The 21,442-nt window shown below is 64.5% G+C and carries 19 protein-coding genes; 8 read left to right on the forward strand and 11 right to left on the reverse strand.

Annotated elements, in window-relative coordinates:
- Positions 1-198: 198 nt before the first annotated feature.
- Positions 199-1,077, reverse strand: a complete 879-nt coding sequence (locus ACVOLQ_RS05195) for a TolB family protein (protein WP_481527329.1) — start codon at positions 1,075-1,077, stop codon at positions 199-201.
- A 52-nt stretch (positions 1,078-1,129) separates the two neighbouring features.
- On the opposite strand from ACVOLQ_RS05195, the gene aroE reads away from it, so the two are divergent.
- The 4 genes from aroE (at position 1,130) to ACVOLQ_RS05215 (ending at position 5,259) form a co-directional block, all read left to right on the forward strand.
- Complete coding sequence (aroE, locus tag ACVOLQ_RS05200; RefSeq protein ID WP_313171329.1) at positions 1,130-1,978, forward strand: shikimate dehydrogenase; 849 nt, start codon at positions 1,130-1,132, stop codon at positions 1,976-1,978.
- A gap of 8 nt (positions 1,979-1,986) precedes the next feature.
- A complete protein-coding gene (locus ACVOLQ_RS05205) occupies positions 1,987-2,343 on the forward strand; it encodes a hypothetical protein (protein ID WP_313171328.1) in 357 nt (118 codons plus the stop codon).
- A gap of 74 nt (positions 2,344-2,417) precedes the next feature.
- A complete protein-coding gene (dinG, locus tag ACVOLQ_RS05210) occupies positions 2,418-4,517 on the forward strand; it encodes an ATP-dependent DNA helicase DinG (RefSeq protein WP_481527330.1) in 2,100 nt (699 codons plus the stop codon).
- Positions 4,518-4,830: 313 nt separating this feature from the next.
- Positions 4,831-5,259, forward strand: a complete 429-nt coding sequence (locus ACVOLQ_RS05215) for a hypothetical protein (RefSeq protein ID WP_313171326.1) — start codon at positions 4,831-4,833, stop codon at positions 5,257-5,259.
- An 853-nt stretch (positions 5,260-6,112) separates the two neighbouring features.
- On the opposite strand, the gene ACVOLQ_RS05220 is transcribed toward ACVOLQ_RS05215, so the two are convergent.
- From ACVOLQ_RS05220 to ACVOLQ_RS05240, 5 genes are all read right to left on the reverse strand, one after another.
- Positions 6,113-6,493, reverse strand: a complete 381-nt coding sequence (locus ACVOLQ_RS05220; RefSeq protein ID WP_481527331.1) for a DUF1761 domain-containing protein — start codon at positions 6,491-6,493, stop codon at positions 6,113-6,115.
- Positions 6,494-6,625: 132 nt separating this feature from the next.
- Positions 6,626-7,807 (reverse strand): NO-inducible flavohemoprotein, encoded by a 1,182-nt coding sequence (gene hmpA / locus ACVOLQ_RS05225; RefSeq protein WP_481527332.1) that lies wholly within the window; start codon positions 7,805-7,807, stop codon positions 6,626-6,628.
- Between the two features lie 252 nt (positions 7,808-8,059).
- On the reverse strand, positions 8,060-8,326 hold the full coding sequence (locus ACVOLQ_RS05230) for a hypothetical protein (RefSeq protein ID WP_313171323.1): 267 nt from the start codon (positions 8,324-8,326) through the stop codon (positions 8,060-8,062).
- A gap of 63 nt (positions 8,327-8,389) precedes the next feature.
- Entirely contained in the window at positions 8,390-8,974 is a 585-nt protein-coding gene (locus tag ACVOLQ_RS05235) for a YdeI/OmpD-associated family protein (RefSeq protein WP_481527333.1), read from the reverse strand.
- Between the two features lie 93 nt (positions 8,975-9,067).
- On the reverse strand, positions 9,068-10,444 hold the full coding sequence (locus ACVOLQ_RS05240; protein ID WP_481527334.1) for an amino acid permease: 1,377 nt from the start codon (positions 10,442-10,444) through the stop codon (positions 9,068-9,070).
- Between the two features lie 141 nt (positions 10,445-10,585).
- On the opposite strand from ACVOLQ_RS05240, the gene ACVOLQ_RS05245 reads away from it, so the two are divergent.
- Positions 10,586-11,335: a hypothetical protein gene (locus ACVOLQ_RS05245; RefSeq protein WP_481527335.1), complete on the forward strand. Its 750-nt coding sequence runs from the start codon at positions 10,586-10,588 to the stop codon at positions 11,333-11,335.
- 4 nt (positions 11,336-11,339) lie between these two features.
- Here the strand turns inward: ACVOLQ_RS05245 and ACVOLQ_RS05250 are convergent, their stop codons facing one another.
- The 5 genes from ACVOLQ_RS05250 to ACVOLQ_RS05270 all read right to left on the reverse strand — a co-directional run bounded on the left by ACVOLQ_RS05250 (position 11,340) and on the right by ACVOLQ_RS05270 (position 15,746).
- Positions 11,340-11,918, reverse strand: a complete 579-nt coding sequence (locus ACVOLQ_RS05250; protein WP_481527336.1) for a methyltransferase family protein — start codon at positions 11,916-11,918, stop codon at positions 11,340-11,342.
- A gap of 185 nt (positions 11,919-12,103) precedes the next feature.
- Positions 12,104-13,246 carry a nitrilase-related carbon-nitrogen hydrolase gene (locus ACVOLQ_RS05255; RefSeq protein ID WP_481527337.1) on the reverse strand — a complete coding sequence of 381 codons (1,143 nt, stop codon included), beginning with the start codon at positions 13,244-13,246 and terminating at the stop codon, positions 12,104-12,106.
- A gap of 401 nt (positions 13,247-13,647) precedes the next feature.
- Entirely contained in the window at positions 13,648-14,154 is a 507-nt protein-coding gene (locus ACVOLQ_RS05260; protein WP_293706675.1) for a hypothetical protein, read from the reverse strand.
- Positions 14,155-14,202: 48 nt separating this feature from the next.
- A complete protein-coding gene (locus tag ACVOLQ_RS05265) occupies positions 14,203-14,562 on the reverse strand; it encodes a hypothetical protein (protein WP_293706676.1) in 360 nt (119 codons plus the stop codon).
- Positions 14,559-15,746 (reverse strand): class I SAM-dependent methyltransferase, encoded by a 1,188-nt coding sequence (locus ACVOLQ_RS05270; RefSeq protein ID WP_481527338.1) that lies wholly within the window; start codon positions 15,744-15,746, stop codon positions 14,559-14,561. The genes ACVOLQ_RS05265 and ACVOLQ_RS05270 overlap by 4 nt, the downstream gene beginning before the upstream one ends.
- A gap of 468 nt (positions 15,747-16,214) precedes the next feature.
- Here ACVOLQ_RS05270 and ACVOLQ_RS05275 point away from each other — a divergent pair, with 468 nt between their 5' ends.
- From ACVOLQ_RS05275 to ACVOLQ_RS05285, 3 genes are all read left to right on the forward strand, one after another.
- A complete protein-coding gene (locus ACVOLQ_RS05275) occupies positions 16,215-17,066 on the forward strand; it encodes a DUF1838 family protein (protein WP_312370121.1) in 852 nt (283 codons plus the stop codon).
- Positions 17,067-17,155: 89 nt separating this feature from the next.
- Complete coding sequence (locus ACVOLQ_RS05280; RefSeq protein WP_481527339.1) at positions 17,156-19,591, forward strand: TonB-dependent receptor; 2,436 nt, start codon at positions 17,156-17,158, stop codon at positions 19,589-19,591.
- Positions 19,592-20,000: 409 nt separating this feature from the next.
- On the forward strand, positions 20,001-21,401 hold the full coding sequence (locus ACVOLQ_RS05285) for a flavin monoamine oxidase family protein (RefSeq protein WP_481527340.1): 1,401 nt from the start codon (positions 20,001-20,003) through the stop codon (positions 21,399-21,401).
- Positions 21,402-21,442: the final 41 nt, after the last annotated feature.

A 21,442-nucleotide genomic window follows, 5' to 3' on the forward strand; every position in this document is an offset into this window, starting at 1 on the left:
CTCCCCGTCGCGGCCGCCCAACGGGCGGGGGCTCTCCCCGCCCCCGGCCAAATTCCCGCCCGCCCGCTCGCCGCCCCCCCTGCCCCCCCCGGCCAAGGGGAGGGTTGGGGAGGGGTTGCTTCTGCCCCCTCTCTTTCGCGCAGCGAAGGGGAGGGTCGGGGAGGGGGGAGCTTTTGCTCTTGCCCCGCCGGTAAAACCTCACCGACAAGAATCATCCCCATCAACCAGCGGTGCCTTCATCCGGTAAAGATCCATGCCGCCGGCCTTGGGCGAACGCGCCTTGCCGCTGACCACCAGTTCGCCGGGCTTGTTGGCATCAATCGCCGCGCCGCGTGTGTCGCCGTCAGCGCTGTTGAACGACAGTCCCAGCAGCGTCGCCTCACCCCATTGCCCCTGCCGGCACTGCGACAGCCACAGCTGCGCGCCGCCTGACGCGTTGGCGCGGGCAAACACCAGGCCGCGGCCGCCACCCAGCCAGCTCGCGTCCAGCTCGTCGGCAGCGGTGTTGATGCCGGCCAAGGCAACAGGTGCGGCAAAACCCTCACCGGCTGCCGCTGCACGCCACAGGTCCCAGCCACCGCTGCCACCACCCCGATTGCTGGAGAACAACAGCCGGCCATCGTCGGCCTGTGCAGGGGAGCGTTCGTCCTGCCTGCCGTTCACGGCAGGGCCCAGGTTCTGCGGTCGGCCCAGGCTGCCATCGGCGGCGACGGCAGCCCGGTACAGATCAAAGCCGCCGTGGCCGCCTTTGCGGTTGGAGGCGAAGTACAGCCAGCGGCCATCGGTGCTGAGGAAAGGATCGATCTCATCAGCGGCACTGTTCACGGCCAACGGCTGCGGCTCCATCCAGCGCTTGTCCTGCAGCGTCGCCTGCCACAGGTCCCAGCCGCCGGCACCGCCTTCGCGGTTGCTGGCCCAGATGATGCGTTGCCCGTCCGCTGACAGCGTTGCGCGGATTTCATCGGCGCGGGTGGAAACTACCCCCATGCCTTCGATGCCGAACTCGGAAAGCGCCGAGGCAACGGGGCTAAAGGGTAAACTCAGGGTCAGCGCGAGCAGTAAACGTCGGGTCCGCATAGGGGTCCAGCCAGCAGGGTCGCGTCCAGTCTAGGTCATGCAGAGGATCACAATGAGCGCTCCACGCTACGCAGTTTTCGGCCAGCCCATCGCCCATTCGCAGTCGCCGCGCATCCAGTCCGCGTTCGGCAAGGCACATGGCATCGAGGTGGATTACCGCGCCATCGAAGCCTCGCCGGAAGATTTCGCCGCTGCACTGGAAGCCTTTGCCGCCGATGGCGGCGTGGGTGCCAACGTGACCCTGCCTCACAAGGAAGCCGCCTTCGCGCTATGTGCCACCACCACCTCGCGCGCGCACCGCGCCGGGGCGGTCAATACGCTGCTGCGCAAGGGGGATCGTTGGCATGGCGACAACACCGACGGCATCGGCCTGGTGCGTGATCTCACCGGCCGTCACGGCCTTGACCTGCGCGGCCGCCGGGTACTGCTGCTGGGCGCCGGTGGCGCCGCACGTGGCGTGGCACCGGCCTTGCTGGATGCCGGCATCCTCGAACTGATCGTGGTCAACCGCTCGCCCGAACGTGCCGATGCGCTGGTCGATGCGATGAGCGAACCCGGCCGTGCCATCTCCGCGTACTGGGACGCGCTGCGCGAGCAGGGCGACTTCGAACTGATCATCAATGCAACCTCGGCCGCACGCGGCGAGGGCAGCGGCTTCAACCTGCCGCTGTCGCTGGTCAACAGCATGACCACGGCGGTGGACCTGAATTACGGCGAGGCCTCGATTCCATTCCTGGCCTGGGCGCGGGCGGCGGGGTGCCGCAACAGCTTCGATGGCCTGGGCATGCTGGTCGAGCAGGCCGCCGAGAGCTTCCAGCAGTGGCATGGCATGCGACCGGAAACCGATGCGATCTACGCCGAACTGCGTGGTCGTGATGCGCTGTTGGTCACCGCGGACTGAGGCAGGACATGGACGCCACTGAATTGCTGAGCACCTTGCTGGTCTCCATCGGCTACCGACTGCCGATCATGATTGCCCTGGGCGTTGCCGTGGTGATGCTGCTCGACAGCCCGCGTGGCAAGGTGCGCAGCGTGGCCTTGGGGGCATTGTCCCTGTTGCTGGCTGTCACCTTGATAGGCGGCGGGCTGACGGCAATTCCGCTGGTGCTCATCGCCAGCGGCAATTATTCCGGCATCGGTGCGATGAATACGCTGCTCAGCATCGGCCATATCGGCTTGTCGCTGCTGGAAGCGGCGGGCTACATCATGCTGGCCTGGGCAGTGGTGCAAGCCCTGCGGCGGCCGCAGGCTCCCGGCAAAGCCTGAGCCCGCAACGCATTCGGTGAATGCGGGCGGGTATGGGAAAATGCCCGCCTTGATTGAGCTGCTGGCAGATTGGCGTGACGGAAAAAGTAGAAGCACCACGGACGCTGACCGAAGACCTGAAAACCGGCATCCGTGACGCCTACGCCAAACTGCAGGCGAACACCCCGGGGTTCAGTACGCGTCGCTCGCAGAGCCAGATGATCGGCGTGGTGTCGCGCGCGTTGGGCACCGGCGGCGTCGGTGTGGTGGAAGCGCCCACCGGCGTCGGCAAGAGCCTGGGCTATCTCACTGCCGGCGTGCCGATCGCGCTGGCCAGCAAGAAGAAGCTGGTGATCAGCACCGGCACCGTGGCCCTGCAGTCGCAGCTGGTCGAACGCGATATCCCCAACTTCCTCAAGTCCACCGGCCTGCAGGCCACCGTGGCGCTGGCCAAGGGCCGCACCCGCTACCTGTGCACGCGCAACGCCGCCGAAGCACAGGGCGAGGGCGTGCAGGAGGGCATGTTCGGCGACGACGTGCAGCTCTATGACCGGCCGTTGGCACCGATTGAAATGGACGTTGCCGAGAAGCTGACCAAGGCCTTCATCGAAGGCCGCTGGAACGGCGACCTGGACAATGCGCCGGAGAATGTCACCCCCACATTGCGCATGCGCATCACCACGCCGGCCTCGGCCTGCGCCGGCCGCCGCTGCGCGTATTCGGCGCAATGCCCGGTGCTGCGTGCGCGTACCGAAGTGCGCGACGCGCAGATCATCGTCACCAACCATGCGCTGCTGTTGTCGGCGCTGTCCTTGGGCGACAGCGACAGTGGCCAGCCGCTGATCGCGCCGCCGGGCGACATGCTGCTGGTGCTGGACGAAGGCCACCATATCGGCAACGTCGCCATCGACCAGGGCGCGGCCAACCTGCCACTGGACGACATGGCCAAGCGTACCGGTCGCCTGCAGATCCTGATTGCCGGCGCCTACCGCGCGGTGGACAAGGACAAGATCGGCAACCTGCTGCCAAATGAGGCCATCGATGTGGCCTCGCGCGTGAGCAAGCTGCTCAAGGCGTTCCGCGACGACATCGGCAACGTCTGGATTCCGCAGCCCGATGAGCGCGAGCCGATGTGGCGCGCTGCCAATGGCCGCCTGCCTGAGTCCTGGCGCCAGCCGATCGAAGTGCTGGCCGATGAAACCCGCACCCTGCTCAACTGGGCAACGGCGGCGGCTTCGGCGGTGGCCAAGGGCAAGCAGGATGATCCGGCGGTCGAGCGGCTGCAGCGCAACCTGGGCATGGCCCAGGAAATGGTCGAACAGCAATACAACCTGTGGGCCGGCTGGCGCCGCGAGGACAAGGAGGGCCAGCCGCCGATCGCGCGCTGGGTGACCATGTCACGCGATGGTGACTACATCCTGCATTGCTCGCCGGTATCGGCGGCGATGGTGCTGCGCAAGCTGCTGTGGGACGAAGTGGACTCGGTGGTGATGACCTCGGCGACGCTGACCGGCGGCGGTGATTTCCAGTCATTGGCGATCGACAACGGCATTCCCGAGGAAGCGGAGATGGTGTCGCTGGCGTCGCCGTTCGACCTGCCCAACCAGGCCGAGCTGATCGTGCCGCAGTTCCCGGTGACGCCGGATGACCGCGAGCGCCATCCCAAGGAAGTGGCCAAGTACCTGGTGGCCGAGCTGGATTGGGACAAGGGCAGCATGGTGTTGTTCACCTCGCGCTGGAAGATGGAGAAGGTGGCCGAGCTGATGCCGGCCTCGCTGCGCAAGAAGATCCTGGTGCAGGGCGACGGTGCCAAGCAGAAGATGATCGACGAGCACATCAAGCGCACGGCGGCGGGCGAGGGCTCGGTGTTGTTTGGCCTGAACTCGTTTGGCGAGGGCCTCGACCTGCCGGGCGAGGCCTGCACCACGGTGGTTATCACCCAGGTGCCGTTCGCGGTGCCTACCGATCCGCAGACCTCGACCTTGAGCGAGTGGTTCGAGAGCCGCGGCTTGAACTCGTTCAACCTGATCGCGATCCCGCATGCGTTGCGTACCTTGACCCAGTTTTCGGGTCGTTTGATCCGCACCTCCACCGATACCGGGCGGGTGATCATCCTGGATTCGCGTCTGCTGACGCGCCGGTATGGCAAGCGCATCATTGATTCCCTGCCGCCGTTCAAGCGGGTGATTGGGTGAGGTAGGAGGCTTGCCTCCAACCCCTCTCCCCAACCCCCGCTCCGCGCCTCAGCCCTTGCGCGAGCGCAAGGTCGTTCGAGGTGCCACGAACCTTCGGTTCGTCAGCAGGCCCCTTTCACCCCGCAAGGGTAGAGGGGCTTGAAGCAAAGCTGCACTTTCAAGCGATGCTTCAATGTGCAGGATCCTAGCCCCTCTCCCCTTGCGGGAGAGGGGTTGGGGAGAGGGGAAAGGGGAAAGAGGGGAGAAAACTCTTCGCTGGAACATCCCCGTTCCACCTCGTAAAGTTCGCCACCTCCCACTATTCCAGGCTGCCATGGCTACCCCTCCCGCAACTTTCCCGTGGACACAGCAGCTGCAGCGACTGCAGCACCGCGATGGCGCACTGGCGCTGTTGGGGACGCACGCGATGTTCATCGCCGATGGCGATGTACTGACTGTCGCAGGTTCGGCGCTGGAACAGCTGTTGTTGGCCGGTGAGAGTCAGCTCAAGGCAGACAACGACGTGGGTCTGGTTGCCGACGAGCTGCGCCGCTACCAGAAGTTCGCGCCGCCGGGCCGGCCGTCGGTGCAGATCGTGCAGTTGCGCAGGCAGCAGTCGACGGTGCAGCAGGCGCAGCGTATCGCGCGCCAGACGTTCATTCGAAACGCCGATGGTTTTGCGCGTGCAATTGCTTTGGACGTGCCGCAAAAGCTGGGTGTAGTTGAAACAGTGATGCGCTGGCTACGCGCAAACCTGGCGTAACACCGCTTCGCTGCTTCGCTCCCTCCCTTGCGCTAAGCGGAGGGGAGGGCTGGGGAGGGGTAGCTTTTGCAGTTGCGGTTGTTCTAGCCGTTGCTCTTGTTCCTGCCTTTGATTTACCGGGCCCCTTCCGCAGCGACGGAGCCAGTGGGAAGAACCCGAAGGGCGACGTGCATGGATGCACGTCGTTTTTCGCCACGACAGGGATGTCGTGTCGAAAAATCCCGCTGGCGGAGTGGACCCGCGTCGCGTAGCGGCGTGGGCGCGGAGGCAGGGTGTGCTTTCTTTGGGTTATCTTTTCTTTGCACAAGCAAAGAAAAGTAACTCGCTCCCCGAAGGGGAGAGAAAGCCCTGGCTTCAGCTGTTGCTGCCAAAGCCAAAGCCAAAGCAAGTGCAGAGCAAGTGCAGAGCTTTCGCCCGCCTTCGGCGCGCGAGCGCACCTTTCTTTGCTTGTGCAAAGAAAGGTGGCCCAAAGAAAGCACACCCTGCCTACGCGCCTTCCGCGCGATGCGCTCCAGGTCCACTCCGCTGCCGGGATTTTTCGACGATACATCCTTGTATCGTCGAAAAACGACGTGCGTCCTGCACGTCGCCCCGTGCGGGGTCTTGTCCGTCAGCTCCGTCGCTGCGGAAGGGGCCCGGTAGATCAAAAGCAGAGGCAACTGCAGAGGCAACTGCAAAGGCAAAGGCAACTGCAAAGGCAAAGGCTACCCCTCCCCAGCCCTCCCCTTGCCTGCGGCAAAGGGAGGGGGCTAGAGCAACAGCAACAGCAACAGCAACAGCAACAGCAACAGCAACAGCAACAGCAACAGCAACAGCAACAGCAACAGCAACAGCGGCGGCTGTTAGTGCTGGCTTAGTGCCACAGGCCGAGGATCAGGCCGAACAGCACGAACTGTACGGTGTGGTAACCACCATCAATCGCCCACAACTTTCCGCTGCGCTGGGCAAATTGATAGTTGATGCCGAAGCTGGCCGCGACCATCCCGAAGCCGGCCACCAGCCCGCATAGCAGGGCCTTGCGCAGCTCAGGCTGCGGACCGACAAACCAGGCGAAGGCGAACGCTGCCAGCAGCGAGAACACGAAGGCCACGCCGAACACCTTGCCCGGATGCCCTTGTGGGACTTCACCACCATTCTCGCGGTTCCAGGCACGACCGAACAGGACGGGTGAGTACCACAAGCCGCCCAGCAGGAAACTCGATACAGCGGCCAACACTACGGCATAGACGTTCATGCATTTCCCCCGGGCAGTGAGCGATGCCGCATCCTAGCGCTGCCGCCCGCGCTTGCGTAGCCGCCACAACAAAGAAGACCGGCGGGTCTCCCCGCCGGCCTCCTACCTCGCACACGTTTGCGGCTGCGCCGCTCAGGCTTCCAGCGCAGCGGCCGGGCCGAAGAATTCGTAACGGCTCTGCGCTTCCGGTACGCCGACTTCGCGCAGCAGCTTCTTCACCTGCGCCATGAACGGCTTCGGGCCGAGGAAGTAGGCGTCCATATCGCGCTCGGCTGGCAGCCACTGCTCCAGCAGTTCACGGCTGAGGAAACCCTCCGCGTCGCCAGCATCACCCGGCAGCGCCTCGCTGTAGCAGGTGTAGCTGCGCAGCTGCGGGTGCTGTTTCTGCTGGTCGGCGATGAACTCGCGGAACGCATGCACCTGGCCATTGCGTGCGCAATGGATGAAATGCACCTGGCGGCCGCTGGCCAGTGCCTGCTCCAGCATCGGCAGGGTCGGGGTGATGCCGACGCCGCCGCTGATCAGGGCGATCGGGCGCTCGCCGGCAACCAGGGTGAAATCGCCGGCGGGGGCGAACAACTCCAGTGTGTCGCCGACCTGTACCTTGTCGTGCAGATGGTTGGACACCTTGCCGTTGCCTTCGCGCTTGACGCTGATGCGGTAGCCGACGCCGTTGGCTGCGCGCGACAGTGAATAGTTGCGGCGGGTTTCTTCGCCGTCGAGTTCCAGCTTCATGCCGATGTACTGGCCAGGCTTGAAGTCCACCACCGCACCGCCATCAACCGGTACCAGGTGGAAAGAGGTGATTTCCGCGCTCTCTGGCACCTTCTCGGCAACCCGGAAAGTACGCGCACCGCGCCAGCCGCCGGGGGCCTTCTCATTGGCGGCGTAGACTTCTTCTTCGGCGCCGATCAGCAGGTCGGCCAACATCTGGTAGGCCGCGCCCCAGGCGTCGATGATCTCGTCGGTGGCCACGTCCGGGCCCAGTACTTCGCGGATCGAGGCCAGCAGGTGGTGGCCGACGATCGGGTAGTGCTCCGGCAGGATCTGCAGGGCAACGTGCTTGTTGACGATCTGACCCACCAGCGGACCCAGCGCTTCCAGGCGGTCGATGTGCTTGGCATACATCAGCACCGAGTTGGCCAGCGCACGCGGCTGGTCCCCGCTGCTCTGGTGCGAGGGGTTGAACAGCGGGCGCGCGACGTCGCTCTGGCTCAGCATCCGGCCATAGAAATGCTTGGTCAGCGCTTCGCCGCCGGTCTCCAGCAAGGGGACGGTGGCTTTGATCAGGTCGCGTTGGGTGGGGCTGAGCATGGTGCGAACTATCCGGCTTCGGGGGTAGTTCCATGTTCCGCGCAGCGGGCCTGCTTTATCGATGACTAATATCAAGAACCCGCACGATTCTAGCGCCGAGCGATGCGCGGCAAGGGGCCTCACCGGTGCAACGAAATGTAGTGCCGAGCCATGCTCGGCAAGAGGATTCACCGGCAACGGCCCTGCCGCGCATGGCTCGGCACTACACGGCAATGCCTCGGCCGAGCATGGCTCGGCGCTACCTCGGCTTGTTCAGTCCGCTTCGGGGCGGTTCAGGGCCGAAGTCATCGCAGCGGCGTCTTCACGGCTAAGGAACAGGTACTCCAGCTCGGCGCTGCCGAACTTGTCCTCCAGTTCGTGCATGCGCACCGGATGATTGCCGAAGCGGTAATGGGTGCTGCCGTCATCGATGTTCTCGATGGCATACACGCCGAACGACGGCGGATTTGTCAGGGTACCTTCCAGCCTGACGGATGCAGGGTCGATGGAGCGCTGGATGAGGCTTTCTAGGTCGATCATGGCGTAGCAACAGGGCTGATTGGGGGATATTTGGGGGAAGTGGAATCGTTGGCGCGTCCCACGTCAATGTGTCTCATGTTTCCAATGGCGTCGCTTGCCGTCGGACAACCACTCAATGGCCTGGGCGATACGCCGCTGGCGGGTACTTTCGCGTTTGGCCTCGCCTATCCATTCCAGATAGTCGCGTTGGTATCCAGGGGGAAACGATTCAAACTGTGCCTTGGCGGCCGCCGCACCGGCCAGCGCCTCGGCAAAAGCCGGAGGCATTGGCAGGGGCGCTCGTGGGGTTGCCCGCGGGCGGGTTACGCCAGCATCGATACGTTGCATGGCGGCATGTAGCTGGCGGGTGAACTCGCGCTTGCCGGGCAGGTCGCGGAGCGACTGCAGGCGGCCGTACTGGCCCATCGCCGAGTCATCGCCGCTACCCGCCTCGCGCTGCCAGAACCCCAGCGTGGCGTGCGCCTTGAATGCCGCCATGCCACAGAGCAGCTTGCCGTTGTACAGGAAGGCCGGCATGCCCCATTTGATGGCCTCTTCCACCGCGGTGCAGCCGTTGTGCACGCGCTGGCGGATCTCGCGCAGGATCGGCTGCGCGAAAGCGGCGGCATCGGCGATGTAGGTATCTACGCGGGGGTCTGTGATCGGCATGACTGGCCTCGGATGGGCGCAGCCTGCCGTTAGTTTCCCGTTAAAACAAGCCCATCGTGGCGATGGGCTGTAATCCCAGCTGATTTGGCATGGTCAAGCGCGGCGGGTCTTCCTTGCCAAGCCGCTGCACAGCGCAATGAAAGCGGTGAAGGCGGCCATCGAGAGGAACTGCAGGCGGGTTTCCGGGGTGCTCAGCAGCAGCACGAAGATCAGCCCCAGGATCGCCAGCGCCAGCACCGTCAGGTAGGGGAAGCCGGCCATGCGGAACGGCAGCGGCGTGCCCAGGCGCTCGGCGCGACGGCGCAGGATCAGCTGCGAGACCAGGGTGATGGTCCACACCAGCAGGCAGGTGGAGCCGACCACGTTGAGCAGCACCGGCAGCACCTTGTCCGGGAACACCAGTTCCAGCACGGTGGCGGCAAAGCCGAACAGCACACTGGCCATCACCGCCAGCACCGGCACCTGACGGGTATTGGTCAGGCCCAGCCAGCGCGGGGCCTCGCCCCGTTCAGCCAGCGAATAGATCATCCGCGAGGCGCCGTACAGGTTGGCGTTCAGCGCCGACAGCAGGGCGATCACCGCGATCAAGGTGATGGCAGTGGCCGCGCCGGGGATGTTGGCGACCTGCAGCACGGCGGCGAACGGCGATTTGAGGGTGGGGCTGTTCCACGGCACCACGGCGATGATCACGCCGATCGAGCCGATGTAGAACACCAGGATGCGCCAGGCCACGGTACGGATGGCACGGGCCAGGCTGCGTTCCGGGTCCTGGGTTTCGGCCGCGGCCACGGCCACGATCTCGGTGCCGCCAAAGGCGAAGATCACCACCAGCAGCGCCGCGCCGATGCCGGCCAGGCCCTTGGGCATGAAACCTTCATGGCCGGTGATGTTGGCCAGACCGGGCGAAGGCACATTGGGCAGCAGGCCCAGCAGCAGCGCGATGCCGATCAGGATGAAGGCGATGATGGCGCCGACCTTGAGGATGGCGAACCAGAACTCGAACTCGCCGTAATTGCGCACTCCCAGCAGGTTGATGGCGGTGAACACCACCATGAATGCCAGCGAGGTCAGCGGTACCGACAATTGCGGCCAGACCGTACTGAGCAGACCGGCCGCGCCGACGGATTCGGCGGCGATCACCACCACCAGCTGCGCCCACCACAACCAGCCGACGGTGGCGCCGGCAGTGGCACCCAGGGCATCGGCGGCGTAGACCGAGAATGCGCCGCTGGCGGGCCGTGCGGCGGCCATCTCGCCCATGGCGTGCATCATGATGATGACCAGGGTGCCGGCCACCAGGTAGGAGATCAGTACCGCCGGGCCCGCGGCCTGGATGCCCACGCCCGAGCCCAGGAACAGGCCGGCACCGATGGCGCTGCCCAGCCCCATCATGATCAGCTGGCGCGGCTTGAGCGCGCGTTCCAGTTTCTGCGAAGGGGCGGTGGCCGGGGCGGGAGACGTGCTGGGCATCGGCGGGTTCTAGGACAAGAAGAGGGCGACACGATACCGCGTCCGCCCACTGCAGTGGCTGTGCCGTTGGTGGGGATTGGCATGCTGCCGGTACGATGAAGGTCCCGGCGCACATGTGCGCCTGCAGCAACGGGTGCGCGGATGCGTGGTCTGGATTTCAGTTCCTGGCAGGGCCTGCTGTCGACGCTGGTGGGGCTGGCGATCATCACCCTGATCGGCGTCGGCATTCGCTTGCTGGTGATGCAGGCGGTGCAGCAGAAGCGCGAAGCCGCCAATCGCCAGATCAACGAACGGCTGAAAACCCTGATTGCGGCCTACAAGACCTTGGGCGGTTCCTTTACAGGTGATCTCAGCGTTGACCCCAGCCACCTGCGCGATCTGCGCCGACGTGCCGCCGAACTGGCGCAGGGACAGACCGCTACGACCGCCGACGGTGCCCTGCTGTTGCCAAGCCCGGATCCAGGCGAGGCGGGTGAGCGGGCGCGGCGCATCCGCGATGCGGTGGAGGCGGCGCTGTCGGACGTGATCCTGCTGGGCACCGAGGAGCAGGTGCGGCTGGCCGCGCGCGCTGCCACCGATATGGTCGAGGGTCGGCCGATCCATACCGCTGAACTGGTGGTGTCACTGCGCGACTTCGTCCGCAGCGTGCTGGACCTGGAGGTGATACCGGCTGCCGTCGCCATTCCCCGGCAAGGGCCGCTGCGGCCGGCGGGCAGCGGTGGCGGCAACAAGAGCGCGGGCAAAGGCGCCGACAAGGACGCCGCGGGTGGTGGCAAAGGCGGCGGTGCCGGCGGTGGCATGGGCGGGATGGGTGCCGGCATGGGCATGGGCGCCGGACTGGGTTACGGCGCAGGACGCGGTAGTGAGGATGACACGGAGCGCGGCGCCTGAGGCCTTACAGCAGACCGGGAATCAGGCGTTTGGTGCGTGCCGCATAGGCACTGTAGGCGGGCCCGAAGTGGGCTGCGAGGAAGCGCTCTTCCTGCCGCAGTTTGACCCAGAACGAGGCGAACACGATTGCCACGGCGATCACCCCGCGCCAATCGCCAGCCATCAACGCGGTGCCGCTGAACATCAGCAGGAAGCCGCTGTAGATGGGGTTGCGCACATGTGCATACGGCCCGCTGCTGATCAGCTCGTGTGCCTGCTTGATCTGCACATTGCCGCTCCAGTTGCGGCCCAGCTGCCAGCGCGACCACAGCGCGAGTGCGGCACCTGCCATACACAGCAGCAGGCCCAAGGTGTAGATCGGCAAGGAGTGCGGTACGAACTGCTCACGCAGCCAGCTGTGGCCGAACCATTGGCCCGGACCGAGCAGCAGTACCGCGATGAGCAACGGCAGCCAGTACGCCAGGAACTGCCGTGCCCGCGATTCGTTGCGGCTCACCGGTTTGGCGCGCAGCGCGGTGATGGCCCAATAGCCAAGCACCACGGCCCAGCACAGCAGCAGGCCGAGATGGAAGACGGTTGGCATTAACAACTCCGTCGTTGCAGAACCGACGCTCAGTTTGATCCGTGCCGTGTCACCTGCTTGTGAGCTGGAGTGGCTGTGGGCCGAACCGCGCGCTGCGGTACGAAGCTGCTTGGGTTCGATCGGCTGAAATCAGCGGTGGCGCCGGATGAAGCAACGGCGCCTTGCGGCGCCGTCATCGGTTCAGCTTACTTCCAGCGTGACTTGCCGCGGATGTAACGCGCCGCATCTTCCAGCGAAGTAGGCAGGTACTCCGACCACAGGTTCGGCGGATAGGCGTTCTGGTAGGTGTCGTAGACGTCGCGGAACAGGTCCATGTGCACGACAGGTTGGCGCTTGCGCGCGCGCAACTCGGCGATCGGCACGCGGCCCAGCACCAGGGTTTCTTCCTTGCTCTGTGCTTCGGCGACGATCTTGCCACTGGGATCGTACAGCGCGGTGCCGCCTGAGCCCGGATCGTCGAAATAGGGACCGTTGTCCGGCGAGATCGAGTTGTTGACGATGGAGGAGTAGACGCCGTTGTACATCGCGCAGGCGGCGATATCCATGTCCGAGAAGCCGCCGGAGGCGGTACGCAGGAACACTTCGGCACCCTTGAACGCCATCGCCCGGAACAGTTCCGGCTCACGCTGGGTGGAGCTGGTGCAGATATTGCCCAGTGGCGTGCGGGTGACCGGCACGACGGCATCGCGGCCGTACATTTCCACGTAGCGGTCGAGCACGTCGTACGTCGTGGTGGTGAACAGTTCGAAGTCCGGGAAGGCGCCCTTGAGGTTGCGTGCCTTCCAGTGCTTGTCCACGATCTCGCCCTTGTCGTTCATGATCGTGGTGATGGACAGCACATGGCCCGGCCAATCAGGGTCGGTGGCATAGGCGCCGAACACGATCCAGGTGGCGTATTGGCGTGCCTTGGCGGCGATGGCCTCGGTTTCTTCGCCGGGGATGGTGATGGCGAACTTGAGGATTTCATCGCGGGTCCACTTGCGCCAGCCGGTGAGCGGGAATTCGTGGAACTGCAGCAGGTCGGGCTTGGCGTGGTAATGCGCCTTGTCGATGAGCTCGAGCATATGCGCCAGGTTGCGCTTGGTGCCGGCCTTCCATTCCTTGGCGTCGAAGCTGTGTACGCGCGACTGCACCAGGCCCAGGGTCCAGGCGGGCTTGGCCAGTTCAACCGTGGCGTAGGTGCCATCGGTGCGTTCGTTGAGCGCATCCGGGCCCTTGCCCATTGCGGCTTGTGCCGGTGCCGAGGCACCCAGCAGGGACGGGCCGACTGCGCCCAGTGCGGCCAGGCCGGCGGCACTGCCCAGGAAATGTCTGCGGGTGTTGCTCATTGGGTACCTCGGTGGTTAATAGCCTGGATCATATTGGTTGCAGTTGCTTGTGCAGTTGCTTGTGCAGTTGCTTGTGCAGTTGCTTGTGCAGTTGCTTGTGCAGTTGCTTGTGCTGTTGCTTGTGCTGTTGCTGTTGTTCTTGATCCCTTCTCCCGCTTGCGGGAGAAGGTGCCCCGAAGGGGCGGATGAGGGGAGCTTTTAAAGCTTTAAAGGCCTTGGGTCTGCTCGCTAGAAGCTTCCCCTCACCCCAACCCCTCTCCCGCGAGCGGGAGAGGGGCTTCACAGCTGCAGTCGCGGGCTGCGTGAAGGGCTTCACCGCTGCAATCGCAAACTCCAGCGCTGCACAGCCGCAACAAACTCGGGGCGCCTTGGCGCCCCGAGTCATCATTTCAGTTGCGAAGTCAGATCGGGTCGCCGTTGAAGCTCTCGCCCTTGATCTTCTGCCAGTCGCGGCTGACGAACTTTTCGTCGATCAGCGTGCGCTGTACCAGTACGCCATTCTTGTACCAATGCCAGATGCGGTTGCGCAGCTGGCCGCAGTCGGAAAGCTGGATCATTTCGTACAGCTCCAGGCCTTCCTCGCCCTTGCGCTTCCAGTACAGCATCACCGTGCGGTGGTAGTCATCCAGCGGCACTTCGGCGGCCCAGCCGTAGATCAGCTCGTTGTCGAAGATGACGCGGCCAAACTCGTAGCGGGTCGGGAAGTCGCGCACTTCCACCTTGCCGTCGGCCCAGCTGTAGTGGTTGGTCTGGTGGTAGGGCAGGTTTTCATCGGCCGGGAAGCGGCAGATCAGGCGCGACTTGTGTTCGTCGATCTTGTCGCCGTTGGCGTCGTAGTAGCGGTAGACGCCATCCCAGACGCCTTCGTGGCGGGCCAGCAGCGGCAGGTGCAGTTGCATGTTCGGCATTGCGGTTTCCTTGTGGGTCGTGTTGATGTCATCAGTTGAGGCAGGGCCTCATTCGTTGCGAAGCGCGTCCATCACTTCTTCCATCGGCACGTCCATAGCACCGCCTTCCAAGGCCTCGGTCTCCTGCTGCACGATGCGCAGCACCCGGGCGATGTATTCCTTCATCCACAGCGTGCGCTGGGCTTCGGCCTCACGGTCCGGGCGGAACTGGTCCAGTTCCTCGCGGCTGAGCAGGCCCTTCTGTTCGATCAAGCGTTCCAGCGCATCCAGGCGCTGGTGGGTGACGGCGTTTTCCATGGCGATGGCCATGGCAATGGACAGCACGCGCTCCACGTCCGGGTCCTTGAAGAAGTACGGACGCTTGCCGCGGGCGCGGCTGCCGGCCAGGGCGATCGGATCGATGCTCATGCTTTCCAGGCTCCAAACATGGTCCACAGCGCAGCGCGGCCGTGGTCTTCGCCGCTTTCGCTGGCCACCGGGAAGATGTCCCTATCGACCACGCCGCGGACCTTGGTTTCGAAATAACGCTCGGCATCGAAGCCGGCCGCGGCCATCATCTGGCGCAGGTCGTACTCGTGCATCACGCTCCAGAACGGCTCGTTGTTGTTGTACGCATCCCAGTCGCGGATGAACTGCTCGTAGGGGTCCATGCCGTGGTACTGCGGCTGCTCCAGGTGGGCGGTGAGGCCGCCGGACGCCAGCAGGCGGTGGATCTCGCGCAGCTTGCGCGGCATCGCCGTGGCCGAGCTTTCGTGCCAGAACATGGCGGTGGTGATCAGGTCGAAGGAACCGTCCGCATAGTCCAGCGCTTCACCATTGGCCTGGCGGAAGCTGATGTTGTTCACCCCCAGGGCACGGGCGCGCGCATGGGCGTAGCGCAGCATCGGTGCGGCCACGTCGATGGCGATCACCTCGGCATCCGGGAAGGCCTGTGCCAGCGGCACGATGTTGTGGCCGACGGTGCAGCCGATATCGAGGATACGACGCGGCTTGAAGCCGGGGTGTTCCTCCTTCAGCCACTGCGCCAGCGCCTGGCCACCGCCATCGTTGTAACGGCCGAGCATGCCGCCGGTGGTGGCGAAGATGCCGCAGTCGTAGTTGGCGGCCGCCGATACGTCATCGGCCAGCAGCTCGGTGTGGTAACCGCCGGGCATGCAGTGGATGTCCACCGCGCTGGAATAGCGCGGCACCTTCACCGAGGCATCCAGCTGCAGGCCATCGTCGCTGGCGTTGAGTGCGCGGGTCTTGTCGATCAGCGCGTCCACCTGCTTGAGCACCAGACCACGACCGGCCTGCTGACGCATTTCCATGCTGCTGCGGCGCAGGGCGCTCCAGGTCTGGTAGATCGCATCGCCGGCCATCGCCTTGCGCACTTCGTGACGGGTTTCCGGGGCGCGGCCCTTGTCCTTCTCGAACGCCGGCTTCACCCGCTGCTCGTAGGCCAGCTTGACCTTGGGGCTGAGCTGGGTGGCCAGGTAGCCATTGAGGTTGGCCAGGAAGTCGAAGCGGGCGGTGTCATCCAGTGCGCTATCGGGGAACACCGCGTGGCGGCCCACGTGCTGCCAACTGGGGGGCAGGGCTTGCTGGCTCATGGCGACTCCTTGGAAGGCTTCAAGTTCTAAAGTTATATCTATATGTCATGTAGGTCTGCTCGGGGTCAAGCGGCCAACTAATACCTGTGCCCTTGCGCCTTCGTACTGGCGGAAACCTCCGCCAGAACGGTCTATCAACCTATCTCCCGGCATCATCCGTATCCCGAATTTCTCAAATGTCCGGACAAAAAGCCAGTGCCCATTTTCATGGCCTGGGCGGGCGTTTTTTTGTTGCAAAGCAACATCTTGCGCAGTGCCGCCCGTGCTTGCTGTGGCTGGGTTTTCACGGCGTCCAGCAGTGCCGCGGGGTCGGCGATAAAGGTTCTACAAATGATTGGACAAACATGTACTAATGATATAGCTATATGTCATCTTTGATGGGTCGCAGGCCCGTCTTCCGTGGTCCGGGGCAGGCCAGCGCGCTGGCTTCATTGCTCCACTTCAACCGGGGGGTTAGACGTGATTCGAATGTCATCGGTTTTGCTGGCTGCCGCAATTGCACTTTCGCCACAGGCAAAAGCGCTGGATCTGCAGTCCGAACAGGGCAGCGTTGAAGCAATGGTCAAGCTGCGTTGTTCGCTGGACCCCAAGCAGGAAGAACTGCTGTGGTGGGCCGGCACCCTGTTCGCACAGGAGCCAGGGCAGAAGCCGGCGCCGCTGCTCGGCTTCGAGGGCTACAACATCTGCCGTGCGGAAAAGCAGGCCGATGGCGTATGGCGGCTGTACACGCGCGAACTCACTTTCTACCGCGATCTGAAGACCGGCAAGATCATCGACAGCTGGGACAACCCGTTCTCGGGTGAGCGCAACGCGGTGGTGCAGGTCGCCAACGACCCGGTCAACACCGTGCTCAATGCGCCGGGCCGTCCGCTGCACCTGCCGTGGGTGGAAGCCGGCGACCAGGTGATGTTGACCCTCAACATCCCGCTGGCCTATCCCAACCCGCTGCAGCCGGCTGAGTTCCCGGCCGAGTCCAGTGGCCCGACCTACATGGGGTCGGAGCACTTCATGTTCTTCGCGCCCCGCGCGGATCTGGAAAACCCGGCCCTGAAGAGCGTGCCGGTCACCTACGGCTGGACCCGCATCGGGCCGTGGCTTCCTTGGATGAAGCTGGGCACCCGCCCGGGCAATCTGCTGTACATCGCGCAGGGCAACAAGCGCGCCTCGGTCAGTGAACTGCCTGCCGACATCCAGGAACTCGTCCGTACCCGCTACCCCGAGTACGCACGCGCACCCGAAACCTGGGTGCAACCCAACGTCACCAGCTGGAGCTACTACAAGCAGCTCAAGCAGGACGCGGCGGCGAAACAGCAGGACTGAAGTACGGAAACAACGGACGGAACCCTCCCCCAAGACGGCGCATCCATCCTCCCAATCCATTCCGATCAAACTTTCCAGTCGGGAATCCCATGAAGACCATCAAGCCAGACCTGCTGTGCTCCTCGATCGCCCTCGCGCTGCTGCTGTGTGCGGGCAACGCCGCCGCTGCCGACAGCGACGAAGCGGGCGCACCGCCGGCAGCCAACAGCGATGCCGTGCACAGCCTCGACCAGATCACCGTGACCGCGCGTGGCGTGTCCGAGCCGCTGCAGCAGATGCCGCTGCCGATCACCGCCATGTCCGAGCAGACCATCGAGAAGAAGGGCCTGACCGACGTGCGCGACATCGCCAACCTGTCGCCGAGCTTCTCGTTCAAGTCCGGCTACGGCCGCGGCTTCGACCGTCCGGTGATTCGCGGCATGTCCAACATCCAGGGCGAGGCCAATGCCTCGTTCTTCATCGACGGCATCTACGTCGAAGGCGATATCTCCAGCTACGGCCTGGAAAACATCCAGCGCGTGGAAGTGATCCGTGGCCCGCAGTCGGCCGCGTTTGGCCGTCGTACCTTCTCCGGTGCGGTCAACTTCATCACCAAGCGTCCGGGCAGCGCGCCGGGCGGTAAGCTCACCCTGGGTGCTGGCAACTACGGCCAGGAAAAGATGGGCCTGTTCTATTCGGGCGCCAATGACGATGGTTCGTTCGGCTACGACGTCAGCCTGAACAAGCGCGGCAATGACGGCATCTTCTACAATCAGGCCTCGGGCAGGAAGGACCTCAACGGCACCGAGACCATCAGCGGCATGGCCGCCATCGCCTGGTCGCCGACCGACGCACTGGACATCACCGCGCGGGTGATGAAGCAGAAGAGCCGCGACCAGCACTTCGCCGCCGCCCGCCTGGGCAGCGACAACCTTAACTGCTACCTGCCGGAAGAAACCGGCGGCCTGTACTTCGGCCTGTATCCGATCCTGGAATCGCGCCGCCGCGGCTATTACTGCGGTGAGCTGACGGCGCCGTCGGACTACGCGCTGAACACCAGGGAATTCGAGACCGCCGGTTACTTCTCCGGCCGCAAGACCGACCTGCTGCGCACCAGCGTGGTGGTGGACTATCTGTTCTCCAATGGCTGGAACCTGACCTCGACCTCGGCCTACAACAAGAGCGAAACCTACGCCGCCAGTGACCAGGACTACAGCGCCATCCGTGGTTACGGCGGTGCGTTTGAGAGCTTTGCCAATACCGGTGTCAAGAACTGGTCGCAGGATATCCGCCTGACCACCGACCAGAGTCTGGCGGTGTCGGGCATGCTGGGCGCGTATTACTACAAGCAGGAAGCGCAGCCGGGCTGGGGCGGTGACCTCACCGGTTACACCATTGGCGGCAACAAGGTGGTCACTGCCATCCCGACCAATCCGGATGACCAGACCATCAACAAGGCGATCTACGGCCTGATCAACTGGCACATCAACGACCAGTGGACCACCTCGCTGGAAGGCCGTTATGCACGCGATGAAATCAGCAAGGGCGGCACCGATGTGCGCGTGCTCGGTGCGAACACCTATCGCCAGACGTATGCGCTGGACAAGACCTTCAGCAGCTTCACCCCGCGTTGGACCTTGAGCTACCAGGCGCGTGAGAACGTGAACCTGTACGGGCTGGTGTCCAAGGGCAACAAGCCGGGCGGCTTCAATACCGACGTCTACCGCGCCGACTTCCAGGAAGCCGATCGCGACGCGCTGATCGCGCGTGGTTTGAACACCTACAAGGAAGAAGAGGCTTGGAACTACGAGCTGGGCATGAAGAGCGATTGGCTGGACGGCACCCTGCGCGTCAACGCCAACATCTACCAGATCGACTGGACCAACCAGCAGCTGACCGAAACCGGCCCGGTGATCCGCAAGAACGGCTCGCTGTTCTCGACCAGCTACACCACCAACGTCGGTGAGTCGCGCATCCGTGGCTTCGAGCTGGAAAGCCAGTGGGCGTTCGCGCAGGGTTGGCTGGCCAGCCTGGCGTACTCCTACACCGATGCCGAGATCCTGAAGTTCATCAGCCAGGACCAGGCCGATCTGTTCTCCAGCAGCAAGGCACCGACACTGGCTGACCCGGCCGCCGATGCTGCCGGCGCCAACCTGCCGCGCGTGCCCAAGCACAAGGCGACGCTGGGCCTGATGTATGACGGTGCACTGGCCAATGGCTGGGAATACACCGCCAACATGGACATCAACTACGAAGGCAAGCGTTACATCCAGGTCGACAACCTGGCCTATATCGGCGCTTCCACCCGTACCAACTTCCGCTTCAGCATCCGCCCGACCGAGCAGCTGCAGGTGTCGGCCTACGTGACCAATGCGTTCAACGACCGCACCCTGGAAGACGCACAGCGCACCATCAATCCGGACGCCTACGTGGCAGTGCCGGCGGTGCCGCCGTTGACCGGCCTGGCGGTGACCAACCTGCGCGACTTCGGTCTTACCCCGTCGTTGCCGCGCATGTACGGCGTTGAGGTCAGCTACAAGTTCTAAGGGCTGACGCGGGCTGGGGTGGCGCATTGTGCCGTCCCGGTTTTGCACTCGATAGGCATTGCCGACCCACCATCAGATCGTCATTCCCGCGCAGGCGGGGTTTTCAACCGACGAATGTCGGGTCATCGCTCTGGCCGTTGATCGTCATTCCCGCGCAGGCGGGGTTTTCAACCGACGAATGTCGGGTCATCGCTCTGGCTGTTGATTGTCATTCCCGCGCAGGCGGGAATCGCTCTGGCTCTGGGTTTTGAATTTTTCGCAGAGCACGCAGGAGGAGCGGCAAGAGCAAAGGCAAGAGCAATGACCCGACATTCGTCGGGTGAAAACCTCGCCTACGCGGGAATGACGGCTTTTGAAGCAAATGCCAATGCAACAACAGCAACAACAACAACCTCCGCAGGCAGAACCAATGCAACGTCGCGATTTCATCAAGGGAGTTTCCGGCATGGCCGCACTGTCATTGCTGCCGGGCATGCTGCATGCCAAGGTGCCGAGCAGCGATGTGATCGTGGTTGGCGCCGGGCTGGCTGGCCTGGCCGCTGCGCATGCACTGGAAGTCGGCGGGGCCCGCGTTACCGTGCTGGAGGCCAACCCGCGTGTTGGTGGCCGCCTGCAGACGGTGGTGCGCAACGGCATCCGTTTTGAAATCGGTGGGGTGGAAGTCGGCACCGGCTACGAGCGCGTGCATGCCCACGCCAAGCGCGTAGGTGTGGCCATCGTGCCGCCCTCGGCCGCGCTGCCCACCGCCGCCGGGCTGGGCCTGGCCATCGGCGATGCACTGGTGCCGGCCACGCAATGGGCTGAAAGCCCACTCAATACCCTGCAGGGTCGCGAGCACAGCCTGCTGCCGCCGATGCTGCTGGCCACCGCCATGGGCGAGCTCGGCCTGCCGGCAGTGGACAGCTGGCGCGACCCTGCCAATCTCTCGCTGGATATCCCCCTGTCGCAGTTGATCGCCAGCAAGGGCTGGTCGTCGCAGGCGCTGCAGTGGATGGATATCGGCAACAGCTTTTCCTCGCTGCAGACCATCAGCGCGCTGGATGCCCTGCGCCGCGATGCGCTGCGGCGGTTCGGCTCGCGCGGCACCGGCTGGGTGCAGGGCGGCAGCCAGGCCTTGCCGGAGGCGATGGCCGCCTCACTGGCACAGCCGCCGGTGCTGGGCGCGCAGGTCAGCCGGGTCGAGTCCGGCCGTGCCGGCCTGGAGGTGCGCTGCCTTGACGGCCGCCGCTTCCGCGCCGCGCACCTGGTGCTGGCCCTGCCCAGTGGCCCGCTCAGCCGCATCGCCATCGACCCGGCGCCGCCGGTCGCCCAGCAGGAGGTCTGGGCGGCACGCCGCTCCAATGCGGTGACCACCGTGCACCTGCACCCGACCCGCGCGTTCTGGGAAGACGACGGCCTGCCCTTGTCGCTGTGGGGCGATGGCCCGCTGCAGCGCGTATTTGCCGTGCCCGGCGCCGACGGCCAGACCAACCGCCTGATCGTCTGGCTCAACGGTGGCATGGCCCAGCATGCCGACACCCTGGACCGCGAGGCCCGGTTTGCCTGGGTCATCAATGCCATGGAGCGCCTGCGCCCGGCCGCCAAGGGCGCGCTGCTGCCGCTGGAGACCCGCAGCTGGGGCAATGACCCGTTGGCTGATGGCGCGTTCTCGGAGATCGCCCCGGGCCGTTTTGCCGAAACCCTGCGCTGGGCCAATACCCCGTTCGGGCGCATCCACTTCGCCGGCGAGCAGACCGAACTGCAGGTTCCGGGCATGGAAGCGGCCGTCACCTCGGGCGAGCGTGCGGCTGCAGCAATTCTTTCGGCCTGATTGAACTACCTTATCCCCTACCTTCCGGGCGCGGATGCGCC

It is taken from the genome of Stenotrophomonas sp. STEN031 (assembly GCF_056759975.1).

Bases quoted from the DNA above. Each gene is read 5' to 3' on its own strand.
- ACVOLQ_RS05195 (WP_481527329.1), bottom strand. From the start codon at position 1,077: ATGCGGACCCGACGTTTACTGCTCGCGCTGACCCTGAGTTTACCCTTT.
- aroE (WP_313171329.1), top strand. From the start codon at position 1,130: ATGAGCGCTCCACGCTACGCAGTTTTCGGCCAGCCCATCGCCCATTCG.
- ACVOLQ_RS05205 (WP_313171328.1), top strand. From the start codon at position 1,987: ATGGACGCCACTGAATTGCTGAGCACCTTGCTGGTCTCCATCGGCTAC.
- ACVOLQ_RS05215 (WP_313171326.1), top strand. From the start codon at position 4,831: ATGGCTACCCCTCCCGCAACTTTCCCGTGGACACAGCAGCTGCAGCGA.
- ACVOLQ_RS05220 (WP_481527331.1), bottom strand. From the start codon at position 6,493: ATGAACGTCTATGCCGTAGTGTTGGCCGCTGTATCGAGTTTCCTGCTG.
- hmpA (WP_481527332.1), bottom strand. From the start codon at position 7,807: ATGCTCAGCCCCACCCAACGCGACCTGATCAAAGCCACCGTCCCCTTG.
- ACVOLQ_RS05230 (WP_313171323.1), bottom strand. From the start codon at position 8,326: ATGATCGACCTAGAAAGCCTCATCCAGCGCTCCATCGACCCTGCATCC.
- ACVOLQ_RS05235 (WP_481527333.1), bottom strand. From the start codon at position 8,974: ATGCCGATCACAGACCCCCGCGTAGATACCTACATCGCCGATGCCGCC.
- ACVOLQ_RS05240 (WP_481527334.1), bottom strand. From the start codon at position 10,444: ATGCCCAGCACGTCTCCCGCCCCGGCCACCGCCCCTTCGCAGAAACTG.
- ACVOLQ_RS05245 (WP_481527335.1), top strand. From the start codon at position 10,586: ATGCGTGGTCTGGATTTCAGTTCCTGGCAGGGCCTGCTGTCGACGCTG.
- ACVOLQ_RS05250 (WP_481527336.1), bottom strand. From the start codon at position 11,918: ATGCCAACCGTCTTCCATCTCGGCCTGCTGCTGTGCTGGGCCGTGGTG.
- ACVOLQ_RS05255 (WP_481527337.1), bottom strand. From the start codon at position 13,246: ATGAGCAACACCCGCAGACATTTCCTGGGCAGTGCCGCCGGCCTGGCC.
- ACVOLQ_RS05260 (WP_293706675.1), bottom strand. From the start codon at position 14,154: ATGCCGAACATGCAACTGCACCTGCCGCTGCTGGCCCGCCACGAAGGC.
- ACVOLQ_RS05265 (WP_293706676.1), bottom strand. From the start codon at position 14,562: ATGAGCATCGATCCGATCGCCCTGGCCGGCAGCCGCGCCCGCGGCAAG.
- ACVOLQ_RS05270 (WP_481527338.1), bottom strand. From the start codon at position 15,746: ATGAGCCAGCAAGCCCTGCCCCCCAGTTGGCAGCACGTGGGCCGCCAC.
- ACVOLQ_RS05275 (WP_312370121.1), top strand. From the start codon at position 16,215: ATGTCATCGGTTTTGCTGGCTGCCGCAATTGCACTTTCGCCACAGGCA.
- ACVOLQ_RS05280 (WP_481527339.1), top strand. From the start codon at position 17,156: ATGAAGACCATCAAGCCAGACCTGCTGTGCTCCTCGATCGCCCTCGCG.
- ACVOLQ_RS05285 (WP_481527340.1), top strand. From the start codon at position 20,001: ATGCAACGTCGCGATTTCATCAAGGGAGTTTCCGGCATGGCCGCACTG.